Source organism: Trabulsiella odontotermitis, assembly GCF_001188485.1.
Taxonomy (GTDB): domain Bacteria; phylum Pseudomonadota; class Gammaproteobacteria; order Enterobacterales; family Enterobacteriaceae; genus Trabulsiella; species Trabulsiella odontotermitis_A.
The window spans coordinates 13,399-32,663 of the sequence record NZ_JNGH01000077.1 but is presented as its reverse complement, the minus strand read 5'-3'; the positions used below and the strand labels follow the sequence as shown (position 1 = coordinate 32,663).

General features: G+C 48.5%; 22 protein-coding genes and 2 pseudogenes. 19 read left to right on the top strand and 5 right to left on the bottom strand.

What is annotated here, in order from left to right:
• Positions 1 to 42 precede the first annotated feature (42 nt).
• From GM30_RS09255 to GM30_RS09200, 12 genes are all read left to right on the top strand, one after another.
• On the top strand, positions 43 to 1,605 hold the full coding sequence (locus GM30_RS09255; RefSeq protein ID WP_049848380.1) for a YfjI family protein: 1,563 nt from the start codon (positions 43 to 45) through the stop codon (positions 1,603 to 1,605).
• Between the two features lie 404 nt (positions 1,606 to 2,009).
• A complete protein-coding gene (locus GM30_RS09250) occupies positions 2,010 to 3,128 on the top strand; it encodes a hypothetical protein (protein ID WP_238582628.1) in 1,119 nt (372 codons plus the stop codon).
• A 277-nt stretch (positions 3,129 to 3,405) separates the two neighbouring features.
• Positions 3,406 to 3,870 (top strand): hypothetical protein, encoded by a 465-nt coding sequence (locus tag GM30_RS09245; protein ID WP_049848378.1) that lies wholly within the window; start codon positions 3,406 to 3,408, stop codon positions 3,868 to 3,870.
• A gap of 54 nt (positions 3,871 to 3,924) precedes the next feature.
• Complete coding sequence (locus GM30_RS09240) at positions 3,925 to 4,284, top strand: hypothetical protein (protein WP_004136901.1); 360 nt, start codon at positions 3,925 to 3,927, stop codon at positions 4,282 to 4,284.
• A gap of 85 nt (positions 4,285 to 4,369) precedes the next feature.
• Positions 4,370 to 4,582, top strand: a complete 213-nt coding sequence (locus GM30_RS09235) for a hypothetical protein (protein ID WP_004136899.1) — start codon at positions 4,370 to 4,372, stop codon at positions 4,580 to 4,582.
• A 106-nt stretch (positions 4,583 to 4,688) separates the two neighbouring features.
• The gene (locus tag GM30_RS09230) at positions 4,689 to 5,510 is read left to right on the top strand and encodes a DUF932 domain-containing protein (protein ID WP_004136895.1); all 822 of its coding nucleotides are present in this window, start codon (positions 4,689 to 4,691) and stop codon (positions 5,508 to 5,510) included.
• 78 nt (positions 5,511 to 5,588) lie between these two features.
• Complete coding sequence (locus GM30_RS09225) at positions 5,589 to 6,062, top strand: antirestriction protein (RefSeq protein WP_049848377.1); 474 nt, start codon at positions 5,589 to 5,591, stop codon at positions 6,060 to 6,062.
• 10 nt (positions 6,063 to 6,072) lie between these two features.
• The gene (locus GM30_RS09220) at positions 6,073 to 6,294 is read left to right on the top strand and encodes a hypothetical protein (protein ID WP_049848376.1); all 222 of its coding nucleotides are present in this window, start codon (positions 6,073 to 6,075) and stop codon (positions 6,292 to 6,294) included.
• Positions 6,291 to 6,773 (top strand): RadC family protein, encoded by a 483-nt coding sequence (gene radC, locus GM30_RS09215; RefSeq protein ID WP_049848375.1) that lies wholly within the window; start codon positions 6,291 to 6,293, stop codon positions 6,771 to 6,773. The genes GM30_RS09220 and radC overlap by 4 nt, the downstream gene beginning before the upstream one ends.
• 13 nt (positions 6,774 to 6,786) lie before the next feature.
• Positions 6,787 to 7,008 carry a DUF987 domain-containing protein gene (locus GM30_RS09210; RefSeq protein ID WP_025107335.1) on the top strand — a complete coding sequence of 74 codons (222 nt, stop codon included), beginning with the start codon at positions 6,787 to 6,789 and terminating at the stop codon, positions 7,006 to 7,008.
• Between the two features lie 22 nt (positions 7,009 to 7,030).
• The gene (locus GM30_RS09205; protein WP_049848374.1) at positions 7,031 to 7,390 is read left to right on the top strand and encodes a type IV toxin-antitoxin system YeeU family antitoxin; all 360 of its coding nucleotides are present in this window, start codon (positions 7,031 to 7,033) and stop codon (positions 7,388 to 7,390) included.
• A gap of 49 nt (positions 7,391 to 7,439) precedes the next feature.
• Positions 7,440 to 7,814 (top strand): TA system toxin CbtA family protein, encoded by a 375-nt coding sequence (locus GM30_RS09200; RefSeq protein WP_049848373.1) that lies wholly within the window; start codon positions 7,440 to 7,442, stop codon positions 7,812 to 7,814.
• Positions 7,815 to 7,893: 79 nt separating this feature from the next.
• Here GM30_RS09200 and GM30_RS09195 read toward each other — a convergent pair whose 3' ends face one another.
• From GM30_RS09195 to GM30_RS09185, 3 genes are all read right to left on the bottom strand, one after another.
• On the bottom strand, positions 7,894 to 8,349 hold the full coding sequence (locus GM30_RS09195) for a hypothetical protein (RefSeq protein WP_228712114.1): 456 nt from the start codon (positions 8,347 to 8,349) through the stop codon (positions 7,894 to 7,896).
• Positions 8,350 to 8,352: 3 nt separating this feature from the next.
• Entirely contained in the window at positions 8,353 to 9,342 is a 990-nt protein-coding gene (locus GM30_RS09190) for a glycosyltransferase (RefSeq protein WP_049848372.1), read from the bottom strand.
• A gap of 758 nt (positions 9,343 to 10,100) precedes the next feature.
• Positions 10,101 to 11,018: a hypothetical protein gene (locus GM30_RS09185; protein WP_049848371.1), complete on the bottom strand. Its 918-nt coding sequence runs from the start codon at positions 11,016 to 11,018 to the stop codon at positions 10,101 to 10,103.
• Between the two features lie 92 nt (positions 11,019 to 11,110).
• Between GM30_RS09185 and GM30_RS09180 the strand changes: the two genes are divergently transcribed.
• Together GM30_RS09180 and GM30_RS24115 are read left to right on the top strand one after the other, a co-directional pair.
• Entirely contained in the window at positions 11,111 to 12,013 is a 903-nt protein-coding gene (locus GM30_RS09180) for a bacteriophage abortive infection AbiH family protein (protein WP_049848450.1), read from the top strand.
• Positions 12,014 to 12,268: 255 nt separating this feature from the next.
• Positions 12,269 to 13,144: a hypothetical protein gene (locus GM30_RS24115; RefSeq protein ID WP_072094083.1), complete on the top strand. Its 876-nt coding sequence runs from the start codon at positions 12,269 to 12,271 to the stop codon at positions 13,142 to 13,144.
• Between the two features lie 168 nt (positions 13,145 to 13,312).
• On the opposite strand, the gene GM30_RS27140 is transcribed toward GM30_RS24115, so the two are convergent.
• Positions 13,313 to 13,984, bottom strand: a complete 672-nt coding sequence (locus GM30_RS27140; RefSeq protein ID WP_238582627.1) for a hypothetical protein — start codon at positions 13,982 to 13,984, stop codon at positions 13,313 to 13,315.
• 244 nt (positions 13,985 to 14,228) lie between these two features.
• Between GM30_RS27140 and GM30_RS24105 the strand changes: the two are divergent.
• Together GM30_RS24105 and GM30_RS26085 are read left to right on the top strand one after the other, a co-directional pair.
• Positions 14,229 to 14,552 (top strand): annotated as a pseudogene (locus GM30_RS24105) (helix-turn-helix domain-containing protein); the annotation flags it as partial.
• 51 nt (positions 14,553 to 14,603) lie between these two features.
• A pseudogene (locus GM30_RS26085) lies at positions 14,604 to 14,729 on the top strand (transposase); the annotation flags it as partial.
• A gap of 449 nt (positions 14,730 to 15,178) precedes the next feature.
• Here GM30_RS26085 and GM30_RS09165 read toward each other — a convergent pair.
• Positions 15,179 to 15,829: a GntR family transcriptional regulator gene (locus tag GM30_RS09165; protein ID WP_049848370.1), complete on the bottom strand. Its 651-nt coding sequence runs from the start codon at positions 15,827 to 15,829 to the stop codon at positions 15,179 to 15,181.
• A gap of 262 nt (positions 15,830 to 16,091) precedes the next feature.
• Between GM30_RS09165 and GM30_RS09160 the strand changes: the two genes are divergently transcribed.
• From GM30_RS09160 to GM30_RS09150, 3 genes are all read left to right on the top strand, one after another.
• Entirely contained in the window at positions 16,092 to 16,865 is a 774-nt protein-coding gene (locus GM30_RS09160; RefSeq protein WP_049848369.1) for an SDR family NAD(P)-dependent oxidoreductase, read from the top strand.
• Between the two features lie 14 nt (positions 16,866 to 16,879).
• Positions 16,880 to 17,590, top strand: coding sequence for an SDR family oxidoreductase (locus GM30_RS09155; protein ID WP_049848368.1), 711 nt, complete (start codon positions 16,880 to 16,882; stop codon positions 17,588 to 17,590).
• An 85-nt stretch (positions 17,591 to 17,675) separates the two neighbouring features.
• Entirely contained in the window at positions 17,676 to 18,956 is a 1,281-nt protein-coding gene (locus GM30_RS09150; RefSeq protein ID WP_049848367.1) for an MFS transporter, read from the top strand.
• Positions 18,957 to 19,265 lie beyond the last annotated feature (309 nt).

The window sequence follows — 19,265 nt, the reverse complement described above, 5'->3', positions numbered from 1 at the left end:
AACTAACCCGTTACTGAAAACAGTAACCAAGGAGAATATTACATGCAGAATTTACTGCCATACACTGTCATTCCGAAAATGCCGGATCCTTATATTCCCGTACAAAACAGAACCCCGGAGGGTTACCCTGTCTGCGCGTTCCCGCCGGTGATGCGGGATGTCATTGATGCTCTGGCAGCCGCTTCCCTCGCCTGTCAGGCTCATATTGAGGTGGTACCACCACACTCATCGGATCCGATGCACTGTGCACTGTATCTACTGACGTTGGCGGTCTCCGGTGAAGGTAAGACCAGTATCAGCAAAAAAGTGATGAAGCCTTTTTACCGGTTCGCTGAGCAAATGAAGCAGCAGCACGACGGTCTGATGAAGGCACACCTGCGTGCTGACAATATCTGGAAAATACACCAGAAAGCATTGACCAGTAATCTGTACACTGCCATCAAAAGCGGTTCTGAGGGGACGGAGGAAGAACGGCTGTTAGATGAACATGCAGAAACCCGGCAGCAGCCTCCGACCCGCCTGGCGATGCTTTATGATGACACCACCGCAAAGGCGCTCCTGGAAGGTCTGAGCCGGTACTCTGAAGCCGGGGTGGTCTCAGATGAGGCAATTACCTTTTTTAAAGGGTATCTGAAAAACAACCTCGGTTTACTGAATAAAGCCTGGGACGGGGAGACCTATGAATACCACCGCCCGGGCGGCGAAGAGTACGATATCAATGCCTGTCTGACCCTGGCATTAATGGTTCAGCCTCCGATCTTTGAAAATTACTGCCGCAACCACGGTGAACTCAGCAAGGGGAGTGGTTTTCTGTCACGGTTTCTTTACATCAATACCATCAGCACACTGGGTCGTCGCCGCACCAATACAGGTCACGCTAAGTCTGATGAAGCATTAAATGTATTCCACCAGAAAATTAACCAGTTACTTGATAAGCAGAAGGTGCGTTTTTATAGTAACGACTCGCAGAAACAAACGCTCAGGTTATCTGATGATGCGACCGCTTACTGGGCAGAAAAACAGTCAGAGCTCAGCCGTAAAGCAGCCCCCGGACAACAGATGGAACATATCAGTGAAATTGCAGCCAAAGCGGGGGCGAATGCCCTCAGGGTTGCGGCCATTCTGACATATATGTATTCACCTGAGAGTTTATGTATTTCGCGGGGGATCATCCAGGCCGCCTTCAAAATTGTGGAATGGCATCTTGAAGAAGCGGAAAGGCTGTTTTTCCCTTCTTCTGAACGGAATGCATTTATGGAGGACGTTTACGAGATGTTCAGGTGGCTTAAGGAGAAATTTCTCGATAATGAGGGATATCCACTCAGGAAAAATGAGGTAAACCGGAACGGCCCGAACCGGCTGCGTGACGCCAGTAAATCACAATCTGTTCTTGAGCAGTTAATCGCACTGGGTCTGATTTGTTTTATTCGTCCCGGCCGTCATTCTGCGGTGTATATTGCCATGCCCTCCCTGGAATGTCGCCACTCATGGTGTATTCCACCGGCATTCCTGGAGAACGGACATAATCCGATTATTGCATCGCCAGAGAATGTCACTGGCAGGTATGGTTTTGAATACTTTGACTTTAACAGGCTGGAATATTAATCGGAACACCTCACTACAGAGACCCGAATGGCCAGAGCGTAAACCGGTTAAATGTCTTCGAAAAACAGCCACAGAGGCAAAAACCCCGCGCCAGTCGCGACTGGTCGCAATCCGCGCGGGGTTTTCTCAGAATACAGTGCTAAAAAACAGATAATGACGACTGGTGGAAGGCTCTGTGGATATGAACCATTAATAGCCATCAAAACATGTAATTTAACACAATGTGTTTTGCTAGTGTATTTCTTACTCATTTGAGACAAATACATTAACATTTAATTAATGTTGATTAATAAATATATTTAATGACATATAAAAATAGCATCATTGTTATTAACAACAAAAGCAAATACATTATCACATTAAATAAGAGTTTAATTATGGCCGTATGTAAAAGAAATAACTGCATGGCACAGATCGGCCATTCACCCGCCGAACGGATATTACGGCTATGCCCGGTACATTATCAGGGCAGACAGTTAAATGCAGCCAGACGAACGGAAAGAGCAGCATTAATATGCCAGTATCCCGCCTGTGGTATCAGTATATCTGAAACCCGTAATCAGTTTTATTGTTGTAAGGAACATCGGGATAAAGCCCGGAGGTTAATCGATGACGATGCCATTATAAGACTGGTTAAGCACTCTTACTGGATTAACGTAGAATCAATGCTAAAAAATAATTCCCTTGGACTGGGGAGTATCACCGGTCCGACGGATATTGCAGACCTCATTCGGTTATATCAGCGCAAAGCTGTCCACCAAAAAACGTATAATATGCTGAACGGGCACAGAGTTGCTGATACGACAAAAAGGTTAATCCCCTGGCTGGATCTTGAGCTATGCCACATTTACCCTAACTCTAAGGGCGGTGCAAATATCGCCAGAAACATTATCATCGCACCTGCTGCTATAAACCGGATGATGAAGGATTTTATCCCCTGCTGTCAGTCAGGAGTGCTGAGTGGCATAAAAGCAATGGAAACACCTCAACCGGTTAAATCGACCTTACTGAAAGCGTTAACGGATAAATACGGTTCAGATGCTGTACAGGAAGCATTGTACGGAGTTAAGCATCTTGCCTTTGCTGATTTAAGTCTGTCACGCAGGCTATTTGACACTGATATTTACGCATTCCCTCCACTAACCCGTCTGTTAAAAGAGGAAGCCTTACGCCTGAATTTGATGTCACTATGGGAAGCGCTGGTTTGTACCGAAGTCAGCGTCTGGCTTAATGCCGGGCCTGCGAATGAATTATTTGCCGTTGCCGCGTTTCATGCGTTGCTGAACGGCGACGCCGACCACCTGCTGGAGCAATGTTATCGTTTAGTCGATGAAATCAGGGTGAAGCACAAGCGGGGGTCTCAACAAATCTACGACGAATTTCAGCATATACTCAGCCAGTACATCGCAAAATATTTTCACATTGACACCAGCGACCACAGAGCCTGTAATCTCTTCTATAACCGCTTTTTTAGTGTTCCTCCTGTCACAGAGGACGGTGTCTGCGCCATACCGCCTCAGTGATGCATTTCCTCAGCCTGTGTTCAATAAAATCTCAGATATATATCACCCTTCCGAAGTGAAACCGGACCATCGATAAACTCGGGCGAGGTTTACGGTAAATATATTTACTGAACCACGATCAATTTTGTCGATCGGTTCGATCGAATTTCATCGTTATCCCCTCCTTTTTTGCAGCTATAAAATCCCAACGGGATGCTTATGACTGTCTGTCTTCTACTAAAAAACATGCAGATACCCTTTCCGGGTAGCGTTTTACGAAAACCAGAGGTGCACAAAAATGAACAGAAAAATGATTCACCCTTTACTACTGACCTGTGCGCTGGTACCGGCAGTGGCAATGGCCTTCGGTAATCAAACCACCTGGACCCGGGGCTGGGGCCAGGGAGTATCAGAGTTTGTTATCAATGGGGAAAGTCAATCGCAACTGTCTCTGACCTGTGAGGATTACGGCTCGCAACCGGCCACGGTCATATTCACTGACGCCAGCGGGCATCAGGTCAGTATGGATGAAGATAAAAACCTTCAGGTCAGTATCGACGGTGGAGCCCCCATCGACATCAGCGAATCTGGCAGTCGAGTGGGCGGTAATAACCTGGCGCTGGCCTGGGGTCAGCTACGTAATGGCAAACAGGTCTCAGTAACCGGAGACGGTGTTAAGGATGCCACATTCACGCTGGCTGGGGCAGCAAAGGTATTGCCAGTATTCGGGACCCACGGCTGCATGGGTAAAGATGCACTCTAGCCTGCATCTGAATTTAATACCTGTTGATTACGTTATTTTTAAAAGGAACAGTTTATGAAATTTAAACACATGCTGGTGCCCGCACTGTTTGCACTGTCAGCCCTGGCGCTGGCAGAGCCAACGCCATCCATCAAAGTGGAGACCAGTAATCAGGTTCACCCTGCCGGAACACGCTACGTCACGGTCGTGGTCACTGCACTGGATAACACCGTGAAAGTCGAAAATATTGACGTGAACCGGGGAAACTGTCGCATTGCCAACCAGAAATATCTGTACTCCAGCAATAAAGAAACTATTTTGCCTGCTACCCTGCGTTACGGGCAGTCCGTCAGCGTGAGTTTTTATAATAACTGCGTGGCTTCAGAAGTCGTCGTCACTACTGATAAGGGGGGATGGCGTTATACTTACCACTGAGTCCCCCGCCCCTGATTAACGTTTCCCAACCTAAAAAATTCCACATGACCAATGGGCTGCCGCTGCGCAGTCCAGAGTAAATCCTATGACCTTTCTGAAAATGCTGGTGACGACCCTGGCCCAGGCACTGACCTGGTGCGGCGGGCATCAGGCCCGTCAATTTATTGAAATTCGTCTGCGTCAGGCAGGCTACGATGACAGCAGCATTGATACAGCCCGGGAAGCGGTCACGTTGCTGGTCACTGCACTTATCACCGCCCTGATGGCGCAGATACTGAAGATTCTGGATACGCTGTAATCCCGCCCTATCCGTTCATTGAGAACAACACATCCAGCCCCTGCCTCCTCACGGAGCAGGGGCTTTTGCTTTTACGCCTTCAGATTAATCAGATGAGGAATCAACTATGCGATTAGCCAGCCGTTTTGGTCGGGTGAACCAGATTCGCCGTGACCGTCCCTTAACCCACGAAGAACTGATGCAACATGTCCCCAGCGTCTTCGGGGAAGACAAGCACGACTCCAGAAGCGAAAAGTACACCTACATACCCACTATTACCCTGCTGGAGAACCTTAAACGTGAAGGGTTCCAGCCATTCTTTGCCTGTCAGTCACGAGTGCGCGACCAGAGCCGACGGGAACATACAAAGCATATGCTGCGCCTGCGTCGTGCCGGTCAGATAAACGGTCAGCAGGTACCGGAAATCATCATTCTGAATTCGCACGATGGCGCATCAAGTTTTCAGTTACTGCCGGGAATATTCCGAAGCGTCTGCACCAATTCGCTCGTTTGCGGACAGTCGTTCGGCGAGATCCGCGTGCCACACAGGGGCGACGTTGTCGGGAAGGTGATTGAGGGGGCCTATGAGGTTCTCAGCGTCTTTGACCGGGTGGAAGAGAAACGTGACGCCATGCAGTCCCTGCAACTCCCGTCACCCGCACAACATGCACTGGCTACAGCGGCACTGACATACCGTTTTGGGGAAGAGTACCAGCCAGTAACCGAAGCGCAAATTCTTGCACCCCGCCGCTGGCAGGACGAGAGCGATGACCTGTGGACCACTTACCAGCGCATTCAGGAAAACCTGCTGAAAGGCGGGCTAAGTGGCCGTACCGCGCAGGGTAAACGTACCCACACCCGCGCAGTAAACGGGATTGATAGCGACGTTAAGTTAAACCGTGCGCTCTGGGTGATGGCGGAAAACATGATGGAGCTGTTGGGCAGGTAATCACCTGCACCCTGCCACCGAAATCAATCCCTGGCCTGAGACCTCCATTTGACATATCCATGCATAAGGAAAATTAACATGACAGATATTATCAATATTAACAATAAGTTAGCTGTACTGGTTGGCAATGGCGGTTCTGAACCAACGCTGACAGCCACGCCCGTACCGGACGAACAGCGTGTGGAGTTCTGGCCGCAGCACTTTGGTAACATCCCGCAGTGGATAACCCTTGAACCGCAGGTCTTTGCGTGGATGGACCGATTCTGCGCTGACTACAGCGGTGGTATCTGGAATTTTTATACTCTCAGCAACGGCGGGGCCTTCATGGTTCCGGAAACGGACAGTGATGCCTTCTGGTCGCTGTTCAACGCCATGAATGGCAACGCCGCAGACATGAGTGCCGAAGCCGCAGGGATTGCCGTCTGTCTGATGACTTACAGTCATCACGCTTGTCGCACGGAATGCGACGCCATGACGGAACATTACTGGCGTCTGCGTGACTATGCGCTGCATCAGCCGGAATGTAACGCTATCATGCGCATTATCGACTGAGCGTCCCGCCATGCTGTATGAACTGTCTCACCTTGATGCCCTGGGGAAAACAACGGTCGGGGATGAGGACGGTGACCTTGTGACCGACGAACCCTTCCTGCATTTCCCGACAGGTACCCCTCTCTTCCATATCTGGTCATGGTTTAAATCCCTGCACGACGGGTTCGTCGTTGCCGTGAAACTGTACAACACATCTACGCCCGACGCGTCAACCGACAGGAAAAGCAAATGAATACCACCACGTGTCCCCCCGACAGCGGGGAAATATCTCCCACCGCACAGCGCACCATCAGACGCGCACTGACCCTGCTGGAACGCCAGTTACGCGAACCCGGCGAGGCATTCACCTCCTGCCAGGCGGTCCGTGACTGGCTCCGTCTGCAGCTCACCACGCTGGAGCGTGAAGTCTTCATGGCGCTCTTCCTTGATAACCAGCATCGTCTTATTGCTCATGAAACGCTCTTCACCGGCACCATCAACCATACGCAGGTACATCCCCGTGAAGTGATAAAGGCAGCACTGAAACACAATGCGGCTGCCATCGTACTTTCACACAATCATCCTTCAGGTTATGCGGAACCCGGCCATGCCGACCGACTGCTCACTGACCATCTGAAACAGGCACTTAAACTCGTGGATATCTGCCTGCTGGACCATCTGGTCGTGGGAGGCATGGACATCGTCTCGTTTGCCGAGCGTGGCTGGCTTTAGGGAGAGAATTACGATGAAAATCATCAGCAAACGTCAGGCAATGGCGATATACCGCCAGCATTCTGAGTCCCGGCTGTTTCGTTTCTGTACCGGGAAATATAAGTGGTCCGGCAGTATCTGCCATTACCGCGGCAGGGAAGTGCAGGATATCCGGGGTGTGCTGGCCGTGTTTGCTGAACGCCGACAGGACCGCAATGGTCCGTATGTGATCCTCCGCAGCGTCATCCTGAACTGACTTACCGTTAAGGAGTACTTACATGCAGAAAGCAACCCGTGTAATCAACCATAGTATCACGGAACCCTGGTGGGGCCTCAGACGCAACATCACGCCGTGTTTTGGTGCACGGCTGGTACAGGAGGGTAACCACCTGCATTACCTTGCTGACCGCGCCAGCATTGCCGGGACATTTAATGACGCAAATTTACGCCATCTGGACCAGGTATTTCCGGTACTGATGAAGCAGATGGAGCTTATGCTGGCCAGCAGCGAACTCACGCCCCGCATTCAGCGCTGCATCACGCTCCACGTAAAAGGGCTGATATGTGAGGCCGATACACTCGGCTCCTGCGGTTATTTGTACATCGTAATTTATCCGGCGTCTGCAACAACCGAATAAACCCCGGACGCTTTTCCTTAGTCAAACTAGCCAACAAAGAGCGCAAACCATGCAAATACATTCCCTGTCCCTTCAAAGGGCGGCATCGTCACGTCTGTCGTCAGTCGAAATCTGGCGAAAATTACTGAAGTATCTGCTGAAACAACACTACGGTCTGATGCTGAACGACACACCGTTTGGCAACGACGAAGTGATCCAGAAGCACATTGATGCGGGAATCTCACTGTGTGACGCGGTGAATTTTATCGTGGAAAAGTACGACCTGGTGCGTACTGACCGTCACGGCTTCAGCGTGAAAGAGCAGTCTCCGTTTATCGGTAGCATTGATATGCTCCGCGCCCGGAAGGCTACCGGACTGATGACCCGCAAGGGATATAAAACCGTTACTGACATCACAGGTGGCAAATTCAGCGGAGGGAAATAATGACGTTAGCCCTGATCGTTAACGACGGCACCGTCAACGATCAGTCCCTCAGGCGCCAGTACAACGACTGGCGCTTTTATCAGATCTCCATCAGCTGATACAGATGTTCGCTCAGACAGCGCGTATGGCGGTAACACCTTAACGGAGATATCCGTCTGAGGTAGAAGAGGGTGTGGCAGGACGCCGCCAGAACATCAGGGGCCGTATCGTCTGTCAGGATGGGGCTTAATTCCGGGGCGTTCAGTAAAATGAAACATTTCTCCGGTAGCATGCCGTCGGCATTTCCTTTCGGAAAATAACCGCCCAGATACAGTAACACGGCCAGCAGGCGAAACTGTCGGGTGAGTACCGTTTCAGTGTCCCGGTAATGTGCGGCTATCCACAGGCATTCCCGCAGCATAAACCGTCGGGTCCGTCGGGTGAGGTCACCGCCTTTATCATACCAGTGTTCGACGATATCCCTTGCGGAGCGAATGGAGTCATCACCCGTTGTCGCAGTTTGCCACGACCGCGCCAGAAGCGTTGCGATATCCATGGATTAACGCCGCACCTGCGAAACGGCTGCGGGAGTATTGCGGACACCAGGCAGATAAATATTGCGGACCAGCTTCAGGAGGAAAAAGACATCGCTCAGGTTGCTCACGCCGGATACCAGATGGCGAAAGGCTATCCGCGCACGAAAACGCGCCCGGACCGCCAGCCGGTCATTCACCCTGCGCCGGTACAGGCCCAGAAAATGGCGGCTTTCCACCAGCGCATGCCTGACTAGCGCTCGTCTGACAGATCGGTACTGCGTCTGTGTACTGAGTGCCAAAATATCTGCAATCACGTCGCAATAGCTGAACGCGCGGATATCGTAATAATCCGGGCGGTGGGTAATTGACGCCGGGTTATTCACCCACAGGTAATCCTGTCTGTCAGAGAAATAAAATCGGCCATCTGCGGCGGCAAGCTGTATCGTCCAGAGAATGTCCCTGTGGCTTTTCCCTTCCTGGAATCGCAGGTCATGCTCGCGAATATACGCTGAACGGATTATCTGCAGCCACAGATAATGCGGCCATTCCCTCTGACTGACGCAATGGCGTATCCACTGCTGACCCGTCAGCGTCTGACCGTAAGGCTGTCTGCGGTGAACGGCATGCCGCAGATGTCCGTCGCTATCTGTATGCCGGGCATTGAAAAGCACGACATCGGCCTGTGCTTCGCGGGCTGTGCGCAGCCGCTCCTGCAGAAAATCTGCCGCAACCCGGTCATCCGCATCCAGGAACACCACCCATTCACCACGGTGAATCGCCAGTGCAGCATTACGGGCAGCATACACACCCTGATTTTCCTGACAAATGAGAATTAGTCGTTCATCTGTAATGGCGCTGAGTACCGTCCATGTTTCGTCGGTTGAGCCATCATCCACAACAATGATTTCAGTACTGAGCGTTGTTTCGCCAAGCGGCGTATGGACCAGAACCCCGATGCTGTCTGCCGCATTGAAGGCAGGAATGATGACGCTGATATCGATGTTGATTTTCATTGCACTAAGGGAATGTAAACAGAGGGAAGGTTCAGAGTTGTCACCCTATCAGGGGCAATAACCTGCCGGGTAAGAAACATTATCAGGAAGAGCGTTCAGGTGATTTTTGTACAGGTGTGGATACCACTCGTTTTTCTCTGATTTCCTGGTTAACCACCATCAGACAGTCATCGCAGATTTCTTTATCCAGCCCGAAAATCCGGTCCAGAACGCCTCTTTTCTTGTTACATCTAGCACATCTTTTCATTCCATCACCTGCTGTCGCATTCCCATGCCGTGCCCACAGGACAAAAGAAGGCTGCCCGCCAGAAGACAGGAAATAAATTAATAAACAATACGTTAAATGAGTTTTTGGAAATCTAGCACAGGTACTACTTGGCCGGATAATTCATTTTGCAGATCAATTTTATAAAATCGATCGATTTAATCGATCATCTTTTTCACTCTGCTTTACACGCCATCCGTATCCCGACTATAGAGGTCTGTATTTCCGAAATAGCGAGCCACCGACCATGAACATGACCGGCGAGCTGTTACAGAGTATTGATGAGCTTATGACACTGGGTTTTACGGTGGGAGATATCGCAGGCGTAGTGCTCCGTAGGTGATTAATATATGGATAACAGGCACGCCGCCGAATTGCCAAGGAATGCGTTTCGAGTCTGACGGTTGGGGCTAATGGTGTTGTAGCGTAAGATAGCGTTGCAGGTTTTGTCACGTAGATGCTTTGCATATGGGTCAACGGTAAGGTCGGAATATCACGAAACTTTTTTACGAAGCCATCTTGTTAAGCCACTGTCCAGAATGAGCCCGGCTAACTTATCGGGGCCGATTAACGTAATGCAGTCAGCTTTGATACTTTCGGATAAAGGCCCGCTGTGCCAGATAAAAAACATTCTTTTATAAGCAGTAGTTTCCCTGAAACGTTTTTCATACTCACTTAGAGTACCTGCGTTTGCATACGATTTTATCTGTACAAACGCTTTCTCACCGGTGGTGGGCAATTCAAGCTCAAGATCCAGCGTTTTTTGTGTTTTCCCGACAATGCTGGTGCGTCGCCACCCACTGGTTGAAAAAATAAGGTCAATCAGTAGTTCAAAATCCTGCCAAGTCAGCAATTGGCACAGATTTTTTATTGCGATTAGATATGCCTCCTCAGCCTTTTTCGCAGCTGAAACGGCAGATAGATCTTCATCATTTATTTTACGAACAACATAATCATGTGCGCTTACGTTGCATATCGTTCCCCGGTACCCCTGAACCCTTAAGAGGTCACCGCTCAGATGATCTGTCGTTAGCTGTGCACCACCAATACTGGTATTTTTCCACCCTTCAACCGTCTTTCGGAGTCGACTTCCATCCTCCAGGACCTCTACCTGACCTATGGGGCGACACCAGTAAAGAAACCCGCCCCAAAAGGTGATGAATACTGTCTCTGCTCCTGCCGTGTAGAAAGTTTTAATCTGCCTTACGTCACTGGTCGCGACGGCTTGACGCCTATCACGGATGTTAAGCCAAATATCATGAACATCTTCCCATCGTTCCTCAACACAGAGACTGTTCGGTGTTTGATTATAACCAAACCGAAGTGTGCCATCTGACAGACACTGCCGCTCCCATTCACCAGCCTCACCAAGCTTGATAAACTGAACTACTGTCGGGATGATTTTTTCCATAATGTTCCGGTGTGGTTAGGGTATCTACTGATATAAAACAGGAGATGTTCAGTTATTTCAACGCAAACTGGCAATGCGTCGTGAGAGGATCTATGCAGACAACAACACTCTATGTTATCGGGAATGGCTTCGATCTCAGGCATTGCATCCCCTCAAGCCTGTGGCATTTTAAGGAATTCCTTCGGGCGAGGGATTCGGATATCTACCGGGACGTTGAAGAATATCTACCCGTGGATGATGACTGGTGTGATCTTGAAACTGCATTAGCAGGTCTTGATGCCGACATGCTTATCAACAATCTTGGCCATTTCATGAGCTCTTACGGCGATGAAGACTGGAGTGATGCAGGTCATCATGATTTTCAGTATGAGGTGGAGCAGGTAGTCAGACGCCTTTCTAAGGGTCTGCGTTACCAATTCGGACTGTGGATCCGTCAGTTGCCGATACCCTCGTGTACAAATGCACCTAACCGCTTGACTACGCTGGATCCACAGGCAACCTTTCTGAGCTTTAATTACACCAATACACTTAGTCGTGTCTACGGAGTCGAACCGGAGCGTGTTCTTCACATCCACGGTTCTGCGGAGACGAGGGACGATGATTTGATTCTGGGGCATGCCTGGGAGCCGGGATCCCGCCCCTCTCTCAACGAAAGAGCCGATATCGCAGAGATTGATACCCGGATCATGGAAGCGAACAGCATCATTGATGACTATTTCTTCGCGACTTTTAAGCCTTCACAGAAGCTTATTGCTAAACACCGGCTTGTTTTTGAGGAGTTGAGCGAGGTTAAGCAGGTGGTGATTTTAGGCCATTCTCTGTCTGAAGTTGATGCGGCTTATTTCCAGGCTCTTTTTCTGCAGAAATCCGTTGCAGCAGCACAGTGGGTAATAGCGTGCCGCAGCGAAGAGGAGTGGGATGAGAAATCCCATAATCTTGAACTAATGGGGATCAGACCAGCCTCTGTCAGAAAAGCGCTGTGGGGTAATCTGTAATTGTATCCAGTATCAGATAGGCTCGATGGTATACCTATCTGCAGCCCAAGTCAGAGATTGACGTTTTCCTTTAAGAGGCAACTGAACGGCAGGTTAGAGCGAAAAGCGGTCAGATCGCAATCTTGCACCACAATCTGGTACGAGTTAGGCAAGCATTTGGGATGAAAGCCTGTCCTGAGTGAGAATCTAACCAAGCATTGTGTTATGTTTAACAACTGGAGTAGGCTACAAAATCAATTAATTAAGGATCTTGAGATGACTATAGCCGCAGCTTGGGTAAGAACTTTAAGAAATTGCAAAGAATTGATTGTAGTATCAGATAGTAGATTAAATGGTGGTATGAAAATGGATTGTGGGCAGAAGATAATAACTCTGCCTCGTTCAGATGCTTTCATATGTTTCGCGGGTGATACTAGTTGGGCATATCCCTTGATGCATCAAGTGGCATCAGCAATTGACATATATGATCGTTGCTCCTCACGAGCCCAAGATATTAAAGAACTCAAAACCCATATTCTTAAAATTTTTGAACGACTGAGAGAGCAAATTCACGATGCTATAGGTGACATGGATATACCCGATGCAAAATTCATATTCGGGGGATATTCATGGATAAGAAAAAAATTCATGATTTGGCACATCACCTACCAAAAGAGTACCAACTCATTTCGTGCGGATCCTGCACGTGAAATATATGGATCACCTGTTGTATTTACTGGTGATGAAGAACATGTAATTAAAGCTAATGCTATGCTTCGTGAAAAATTAAAATCGAGAGGGAAGCTGGATAATTTAGAAAGAGGCATAAAAAATACTGTTAAATTTGAATGGGAACCATTTGAAGTTATTCGAGACATGCTTTACAAGGTTAATGAAAGTTCTTATGAATTCAAAAACTCATCAATTGGAGGTGCGCCCCAAGTCCTAAAAATCTATGAACATTTATCAAGTCAAAAACTTGGTGTTCTGTGGATGAACAGGATGGATAGTGAACCGAGCATATATTTATCGGGCCGAAGGCTTACTAATTATGGCCCGCGAGATATATGGATATTAGACCCTGAAAAACTGATAACGTACAATCCATTGAAAAGTAATTCCGATAAGGAGGTAATTAATCAATTCATCTAACTTTTCGGGCAAATAATTATACCTTATTAAAGATAGAATTATTATATTTGCATTTTTAATTTTTAGGACCATTGTAAACAAAACAGTTAAGCATTGTGAAGAGAACGGGGCAATGAAAAAAAACCGAGCTGTATTTCGTAGCCCCATCCCCTGACCAATGTTTTGAAATCAGGATATTTCGATAGCTAAAACTCTTACAGTTACGTCTTTGGTCTTTTGTACTGAGCTACTAAGATTAAAATCGGCAACAGGAATTTCCTGAATATCCTCACAGCTTGTAAGTGTTAATTTTACCCCTTGCTCAAAAACCAGTTCTTTCTCGTGCCCTGTATCTATATCTTTACTGTTAAAGAAAAAACCTTTTGCACGTGGTTCACTAACCCGAAGTACAAATAGATCAATTGCATTATTACGATATGCTCTACCATGCCACTGTGGAACTCCCATAGCGATATTGGGACATAATGTTGTTGATAATGGCCGAGTGGTTTCAAATATAGCGCCGTGTTTATATTCAGTGGGCCACTTTCCGCCATGAAATAGATATTGACCTGGCATCACCGGCCTACCAATTAAGCAAATTGCTTCTGATACTGCCTTTAGATCACAGCAATAAGTATCTCCTTGATATTCTGCAATCGGCTTAGGTGTAGTTTCTGGCATGTAAGACAACCACGAAGGGTGTTGCTTTATAGCGTCTTCGATATGGAAAGTTAATCCTTGGTCTGTACCCACAGTTTTGGCAGCATGAACTGCTGCCTGATATGGGGATATCAAACAGCAGTTCATGTAACTGTTTGTGTATGGAGTTCTAAACAAGTCGATAAGAGGTAAGATCATAATCTTCAAATCCCATTTTTTGGCTAAGTCGGTTTCCTAGTACTCTACTTTTAAAAATTATTTTCAGTAAGACCTGAAAAGAGAATGGTAGTTGCAATGCCCATGCAGTTTGGTATCTGTAACGGGACGGTTAATCTGTATCTCTGACCTGTTCCCGATTGATTAACACATCTTGATGTCCGCTCTTGGCTGCGAGTTCAATGGGTCGGTGCAACGCTATCCTTAATCAAGGGGGGACGTTGCCTTGAAACGAAGAACGCGCATTTACTACACTCCAGAACAGAAGGCGATTATCTGGGACAGATATAAGCAAGATGATTCCCTGCATGATATCGCCAGAATGTTCGACAGATATCATTCTTCTATCATGCCCACTATCCACCAGACTGGTGGGTACCGTCCCCCTCTCCGAAAGCGGTACCGGTTAGCGCTTTCGCTTAATGAAAGATAGGAGATATCCAGAGGGCTGGTAGCAAAACACAGCATCAGGGACATCGCTGCCAAATTATCAAGAACTCCCTCAACGATTAGCCGAGAGATCAAGAGGCACGGAGGTGTGAATCGCCACGGGTTTAACAGAAACCTCGAAATCATTCCATTTAAGATGACTTAAAGAGAGGTGTCCATGAGCGGTAAACGTTATCCCAAACAGTTAAAATTGAAGCAGTCAAACAGGTTATTGATCGCGGCCATTCTTTTTTTCAGTGTGGCTACTCAACTTGATATCACCTCGCACAGTCTGTATCCCATCTTCTTTTCTCATCAAAAGGAGTGAAAAAATTTTTAGGCACCTATATAGGTACCCAAGGAAGTTGAACCAGACATTAAATTAAATATTTCAAACAATTACAGCATCAATTCAGACTCCGCCAGCCCACCAAAATTCTCCATCGGTGATTACCAGAGTCATCCGATGAAGTCCTGAGAGCCCGCACGGCGCAAGCCCTGCGGGCTTTTTTGTGCCCTCAATTTGTCCCGCGAAGTCTGAAGCCAACTAATTAAATCCGAACCTTTTAGGCCCATCGATAGGCCCAACGAAAAAACGATGGAGAGAAAACGCGTCTGGATATATAGGGGCAAATCCAACTCGCCTATTTTCTTAGCTTCCTGGTTAAAGAAGAATTAACAAGTGCATAGCTTTATATTAATCCAGCCACAGCTCTGGATGTATCGTTCACATTTCAGAAAATCGCATCAGCGGGCCAGCACTTTATAAGTAAATTCGGTGAAGTAATCGTTGACGTTTTTCGAGGCGCTGGCGGCCAGTTCTTCATCGCCATGACAGATATTGCGCAGCATTACAGCGTTCAGTTGCGAGGCTTTCACCAGCTCATGCTGATTACTGGCGCTAAGCTGCGCAAACCAGAAGCGGCTGGAAAGCCCCTGTAGAGGGGAAAGACACGGCTGCAAGTACTCATTCTCTGCCGCCAGGCCAATCAATGCATAGGATTGCTTTAGCAATGCGCCAAACTGACGCATCTGAGAAATATTGTTAATCGCCTCAAAGGCCTCCGCCAGTTGCAGCATTTCTTTCTTCTGCTGATGCGTACCGCGTCGGGTTGCCAGACGCACCGCGAACTCTCCCACGCAGCGGCGCAGTTCCAACACTTTGAGCTGTACCTCAACAGAAATGGCAGGGATAAATACGCCTTTATACGGATAGATCTCCACCAGCCGGTCATTTGCCAGACGCTGTAACGCTTCCCTCACCGGGCTACGTCCAAAGCCTGTCAGCTCCATCAGCTGCGCTTCGGACACCATCGAACCTGGCGCAAGATCCTGAAAAATAATCATGCTTTCAATGGCTTCATAGGCCTGGTTCATTTTATTGACGGGCGGATTCATGGGCGTTCTCCCTGCTGAGTTGCGGGCATTATCCCTCTAACACAACAAAAATGAAAATTAGAAATTCTCTGTTAATTAGACAGTTACGACAAAATTTGTGATCTCCATCGTAATTAACCCAACAGATGATGGATGTTTTTTTTGCAAAGTGCAAATCTAATAACCAACTAATATATCAGTTGTTGATTAATCGATTAAGATATCGTCAACACAAGGCTCTATACAGTGCTATCGCGTGTTGCACACTTAAAAGGAGAAGGTCGTGAGTCTACAAAACCAGGTTGCACTGGTGACCGGTGCGGGAAACATGAAAGGGATAGGAAAAGGCATCGCCTGCGCCCTTGCTGAGGCGGGTGCAGATATTGTCATCAACTACGTTATCAACCCACAGGAAGCCGAGCAGGTTGCCAACATCATTCGCGGGCTTGGCAGGCGCGCGCTGCTGGTTCAGGCCGATATTTCTCATCCAGAGCAGGTTCGCCAGATGTTTGAGGACGTCGACACCCACTTCGGTCGCCTGGATATTTTGGTGAACAACGCCGGCGTTTGCGTCTGGGAACCCTTCCTTGATATCAGTAAACCCGCCTTTGACCATGCGGTAAACATCAACATCAAAGGTACCTACGATTGTGCACGCCACGCTGCACGCATGATGGTAAAAAAAGGTATTCGTGGTCGCATCATCAATGTTGCTTCCGGACATGCTCGCCGCCCAATGGCGTTGATGGGCGTTTATGCTGCGACCAAAGCTGCAATTGATCAGATGAGTCAGTCAATGGCCTTCGAACTGGCACGCTATGGCATTACAGTAAACCAACTCTGGCCCGGGTTCGTCGATACAAATATCAATGATCCGAAGCCCGAACTGGCAACCGATGAAGGACGGAAGAAGTTGCTGGCAACCATTCCTGTTGGCCAGCCCGCAACTATTGAAGAGTTGGGTGCCGCCGCAGTCTATCTGGCAGGAAAACACGGTGCCGTCGTAACGGGTGATTTTATTAAAATTGATGGCGGCCAGCATATCCGCTGCATTTAATCAGGAGAATAGAAATGGAAAACAAAAATACCATTCTGATTACCGGCGGTCAGGCTGAACCCAACCTGTTATCCACGCTGGAAAAATATTATTCCCAACAGGGATGGAGCGTTTATTTTAGTCAGGAAACTGAATTTCACAAAATGGCCATGGCTATTGACGAGATGACTAACGGCGAGAAAAAACTGAATGCGTTTATCTACATTTCCCCGCCACCACGCCAGGGTTCAATGTTGGACGATGACGAACATATCATTGCCGAAACGATGAATGACGATCTGGAAAGAGGATTATGGTGGGTACAAAATGCCTGTAAAAAAATGGTGCAACAAGGCGTGCAAGGACGCGTTGTCACGCTCGCACATATTGCGGCGCTAGTGCCCACTGAGTACTACTCTTATGGTGCCGCCAGCCAGTTGGCCCTGATGAATATCTGCCGCTCCGCTATTCAGGAAATGGTACCTTATGGCATTAAAATCAATACGATATTCCGTGGTTTTAGTGAAGAAGATCCGCAACAAAAAGCGTTTGTCGAGCAATTAAAGCAACTGCATAAAGACGATGGCATTCCACTATTGGAATATGTTAACGCTGAAGACATTGCCAAAACCAGTATGCTGTTAACCGATCCGGATATTCACAGTTTTAACGGAGCTATGTTAACGCTCGATGGTGGTTTTTATGTCACCCGAAAAATACGCTATCTGGATCCGGTCAGGGAATGACTGGATAAAATAACGATAAAATAATCATTACGAAAAATTGTGCATTATTTTTACCGCTAACCTCATATTAGTGAAGGGTCCCCCTATGAATACGCAATTCCGTCGTGTCATTCTGGTCATGCTGACGCTGGCGATGATCATTAATTATCTCGACCGTTCGGCATTAGCCTACGCCATGCCTTTTATTACTCAAGACTTTCATCTGACACCTGAAGAAAAAGGTATTATTTTCGGCAGTTTCTCGATTGGTTATGCCTTATTTAATTTTATCGGCGGCGTGCTGGCTGATAAATTTGGCCCCAAACGGGTGTTTACCTGGTCAATGTCCATCTGGTCGATTATTTGCGGCCTGACGGCAGGCTGTTTTAACTTCTGGACCATGTTTATTGCTCGCGCCTTCTTCGGTGCCGGGGAAGGTCCTATTTCTACCACGGCTAACAAAGTGGTGAATAACTGGTTTCCGCTGAATGAGCGCGCCCGTGCGGTTGGCATTAACCAGGCTGGCGGGCCGCTGGGCGGGGCGATATCCGGTCCGATCGTCGGTTTTCTGTGTATCACGTTCAACTGGCGTATTTCCTTTGTCATCATTGCCTTCATCGGCATTACCTGGGCCATTATCTGGGCGCTGATTGCCACCGACAGGCCCCGGGATAACAAACGGGTATCTGCTGATGAAGCCCAACTGATTGAAGGCGATGAGGACGTGCTCATTCCAGATGCGAAGCCTGGCGCCCCGGCCCCTTCCATGTGGAGTGCGATCCTCCAGCCGTCTATTCTCGCCACAGCGCTGTCGCTGTTCTGCTTCAACTACGTGCTGTTTTTTTTCATGAACTGGTTCCCGACATTCCTCGTCGATACCACGGGGATCAGCCTGAAAGACATGAGCCTGGTCGGCGTGCTGCCGTGGGTTGCCGGGACGCTCGGCTACGTTTCCGGTGGCTTCATTATTGACTTCATCTACCGTAAAACCGGCAAACAGCTCTTCTCCCGCAAAGTGGTACTGGTGACCTGTTTCGGCATCTGCTCCGTCTGCGTGGGGCTGATCAGTCAGACGCAAACCGCGATGGGGGCTGTCGCATTGATGACTATCGCCTTTGGTTTCATGCAAATTGCTGCCCCAGCCTACTGGACGTTGATTCAGGACGCCGCGCCGAAGGAATACGTCGGAAGTGCGGGTGGACTGATGCACGGTCTGGCCAATATCTCTGGCATCGTCGCGCCTACCGTGACCGGCTTTATTGTCGGCTCAGGCTCTTACGCCGCTGCCTTTATTCTCGCCGGTTGCCTCGGCGTATTGGGAGCGACTGTGGTGGCGCTGTTTGTGAAAAAAGCGGCCCAGCGTGACGGACATAAATCCCTCGCATAGCGCAAGAGGCGGACAACGTGAAAATTATCGATTTTGAATCCGGGCTGTACCGCGTCCCGCTCACTGAGAACTGGGGGTCGTCAAACTACGCGTTCTCCAGTCTGGAATTTGTGGTCGTGTGGTTAAAAACCGATACCGGACATACAGGCACCGGCTGGACATTCAGTACCGGTAACGGTGGCAGCGCGTTTAAAAACCTGATTGACCATTATCTNNTCAGCAGTTAAACCAGCCGCTATACCGACTGCTCGGCGGCTATCGGGATACCTTACCGGGTTACGGCAGCGGCGTGAACCTGCATCTCTCCAT

Bases quoted from the DNA above. Each gene is read 5' to 3' on its own strand.
- GM30_RS09255 (WP_049848380.1), top strand. From the start codon at position 43: ATGCAGAATTTACTGCCATACACTGTCATTCCGAAAATGCCGGATCCT.
- GM30_RS09250 (WP_238582628.1), top strand. From the start codon at position 2,010: ATGGCACAGATCGGCCATTCACCCGCCGAACGGATATTACGGCTATGC.
- GM30_RS09245 (WP_049848378.1), top strand. From the start codon at position 3,406: ATGAACAGAAAAATGATTCACCCTTTACTACTGACCTGTGCGCTGGTA.
- GM30_RS09240 (WP_004136901.1), top strand. From the start codon at position 3,925: ATGAAATTTAAACACATGCTGGTGCCCGCACTGTTTGCACTGTCAGCC.
- GM30_RS09235 (WP_004136899.1), top strand. From the start codon at position 4,370: ATGACCTTTCTGAAAATGCTGGTGACGACCCTGGCCCAGGCACTGACC.
- GM30_RS09230 (WP_004136895.1), top strand. From the start codon at position 4,689: ATGCGATTAGCCAGCCGTTTTGGTCGGGTGAACCAGATTCGCCGTGAC.
- GM30_RS09225 (WP_049848377.1), top strand. From the start codon at position 5,589: ATGACAGATATTATCAATATTAACAATAAGTTAGCTGTACTGGTTGGC.
- GM30_RS09220 (WP_049848376.1), top strand. From the start codon at position 6,073: ATGCTGTATGAACTGTCTCACCTTGATGCCCTGGGGAAAACAACGGTC.
- radC (WP_049848375.1), top strand. From the start codon at position 6,291: ATGAATACCACCACGTGTCCCCCCGACAGCGGGGAAATATCTCCCACC.
- GM30_RS09210 (WP_025107335.1), top strand. From the start codon at position 6,787: ATGAAAATCATCAGCAAACGTCAGGCAATGGCGATATACCGCCAGCAT.
- GM30_RS09205 (WP_049848374.1), top strand. From the start codon at position 7,031: ATGCAGAAAGCAACCCGTGTAATCAACCATAGTATCACGGAACCCTGG.
- GM30_RS09200 (WP_049848373.1), top strand. From the start codon at position 7,440: ATGCAAATACATTCCCTGTCCCTTCAAAGGGCGGCATCGTCACGTCTG.
- GM30_RS09195 (WP_228712114.1), bottom strand. From the start codon at position 8,349: ATGGATATCGCAACGCTTCTGGCGCGGTCGTGGCAAACTGCGACAACG.
- GM30_RS09190 (WP_049848372.1), bottom strand. From the start codon at position 9,342: ATGAAAATCAACATCGATATCAGCGTCATCATTCCTGCCTTCAATGCG.
- GM30_RS09185 (WP_049848371.1), bottom strand. From the start codon at position 11,018: ATGGAAAAAATCATCCCGACAGTAGTTCAGTTTATCAAGCTTGGTGAG.
- GM30_RS09180 (WP_049848450.1), top strand. From the start codon at position 11,111: ATGCAGACAACAACACTCTATGTTATCGGGAATGGCTTCGATCTCAGG.
- GM30_RS24115 (WP_072094083.1), top strand. From the start codon at position 12,269: ATGACTATAGCCGCAGCTTGGGTAAGAACTTTAAGAAATTGCAAAGAA.
- GM30_RS27140 (WP_238582627.1), bottom strand. From the start codon at position 13,984: ATGATCTTACCTCTTATCGACTTGTTTAGAACTCCATACACAAACAGT.
- GM30_RS09165 (WP_049848370.1), bottom strand. From the start codon at position 15,829: ATGAATCCGCCCGTCAATAAAATGAACCAGGCCTATGAAGCCATTGAA.
- GM30_RS09155 (WP_049848368.1), top strand. From the start codon at position 16,880: ATGGAAAACAAAAATACCATTCTGATTACCGGCGGTCAGGCTGAACCC.
- GM30_RS09150 (WP_049848367.1), top strand. From the start codon at position 17,676: ATGAATACGCAATTCCGTCGTGTCATTCTGGTCATGCTGACGCTGGCG.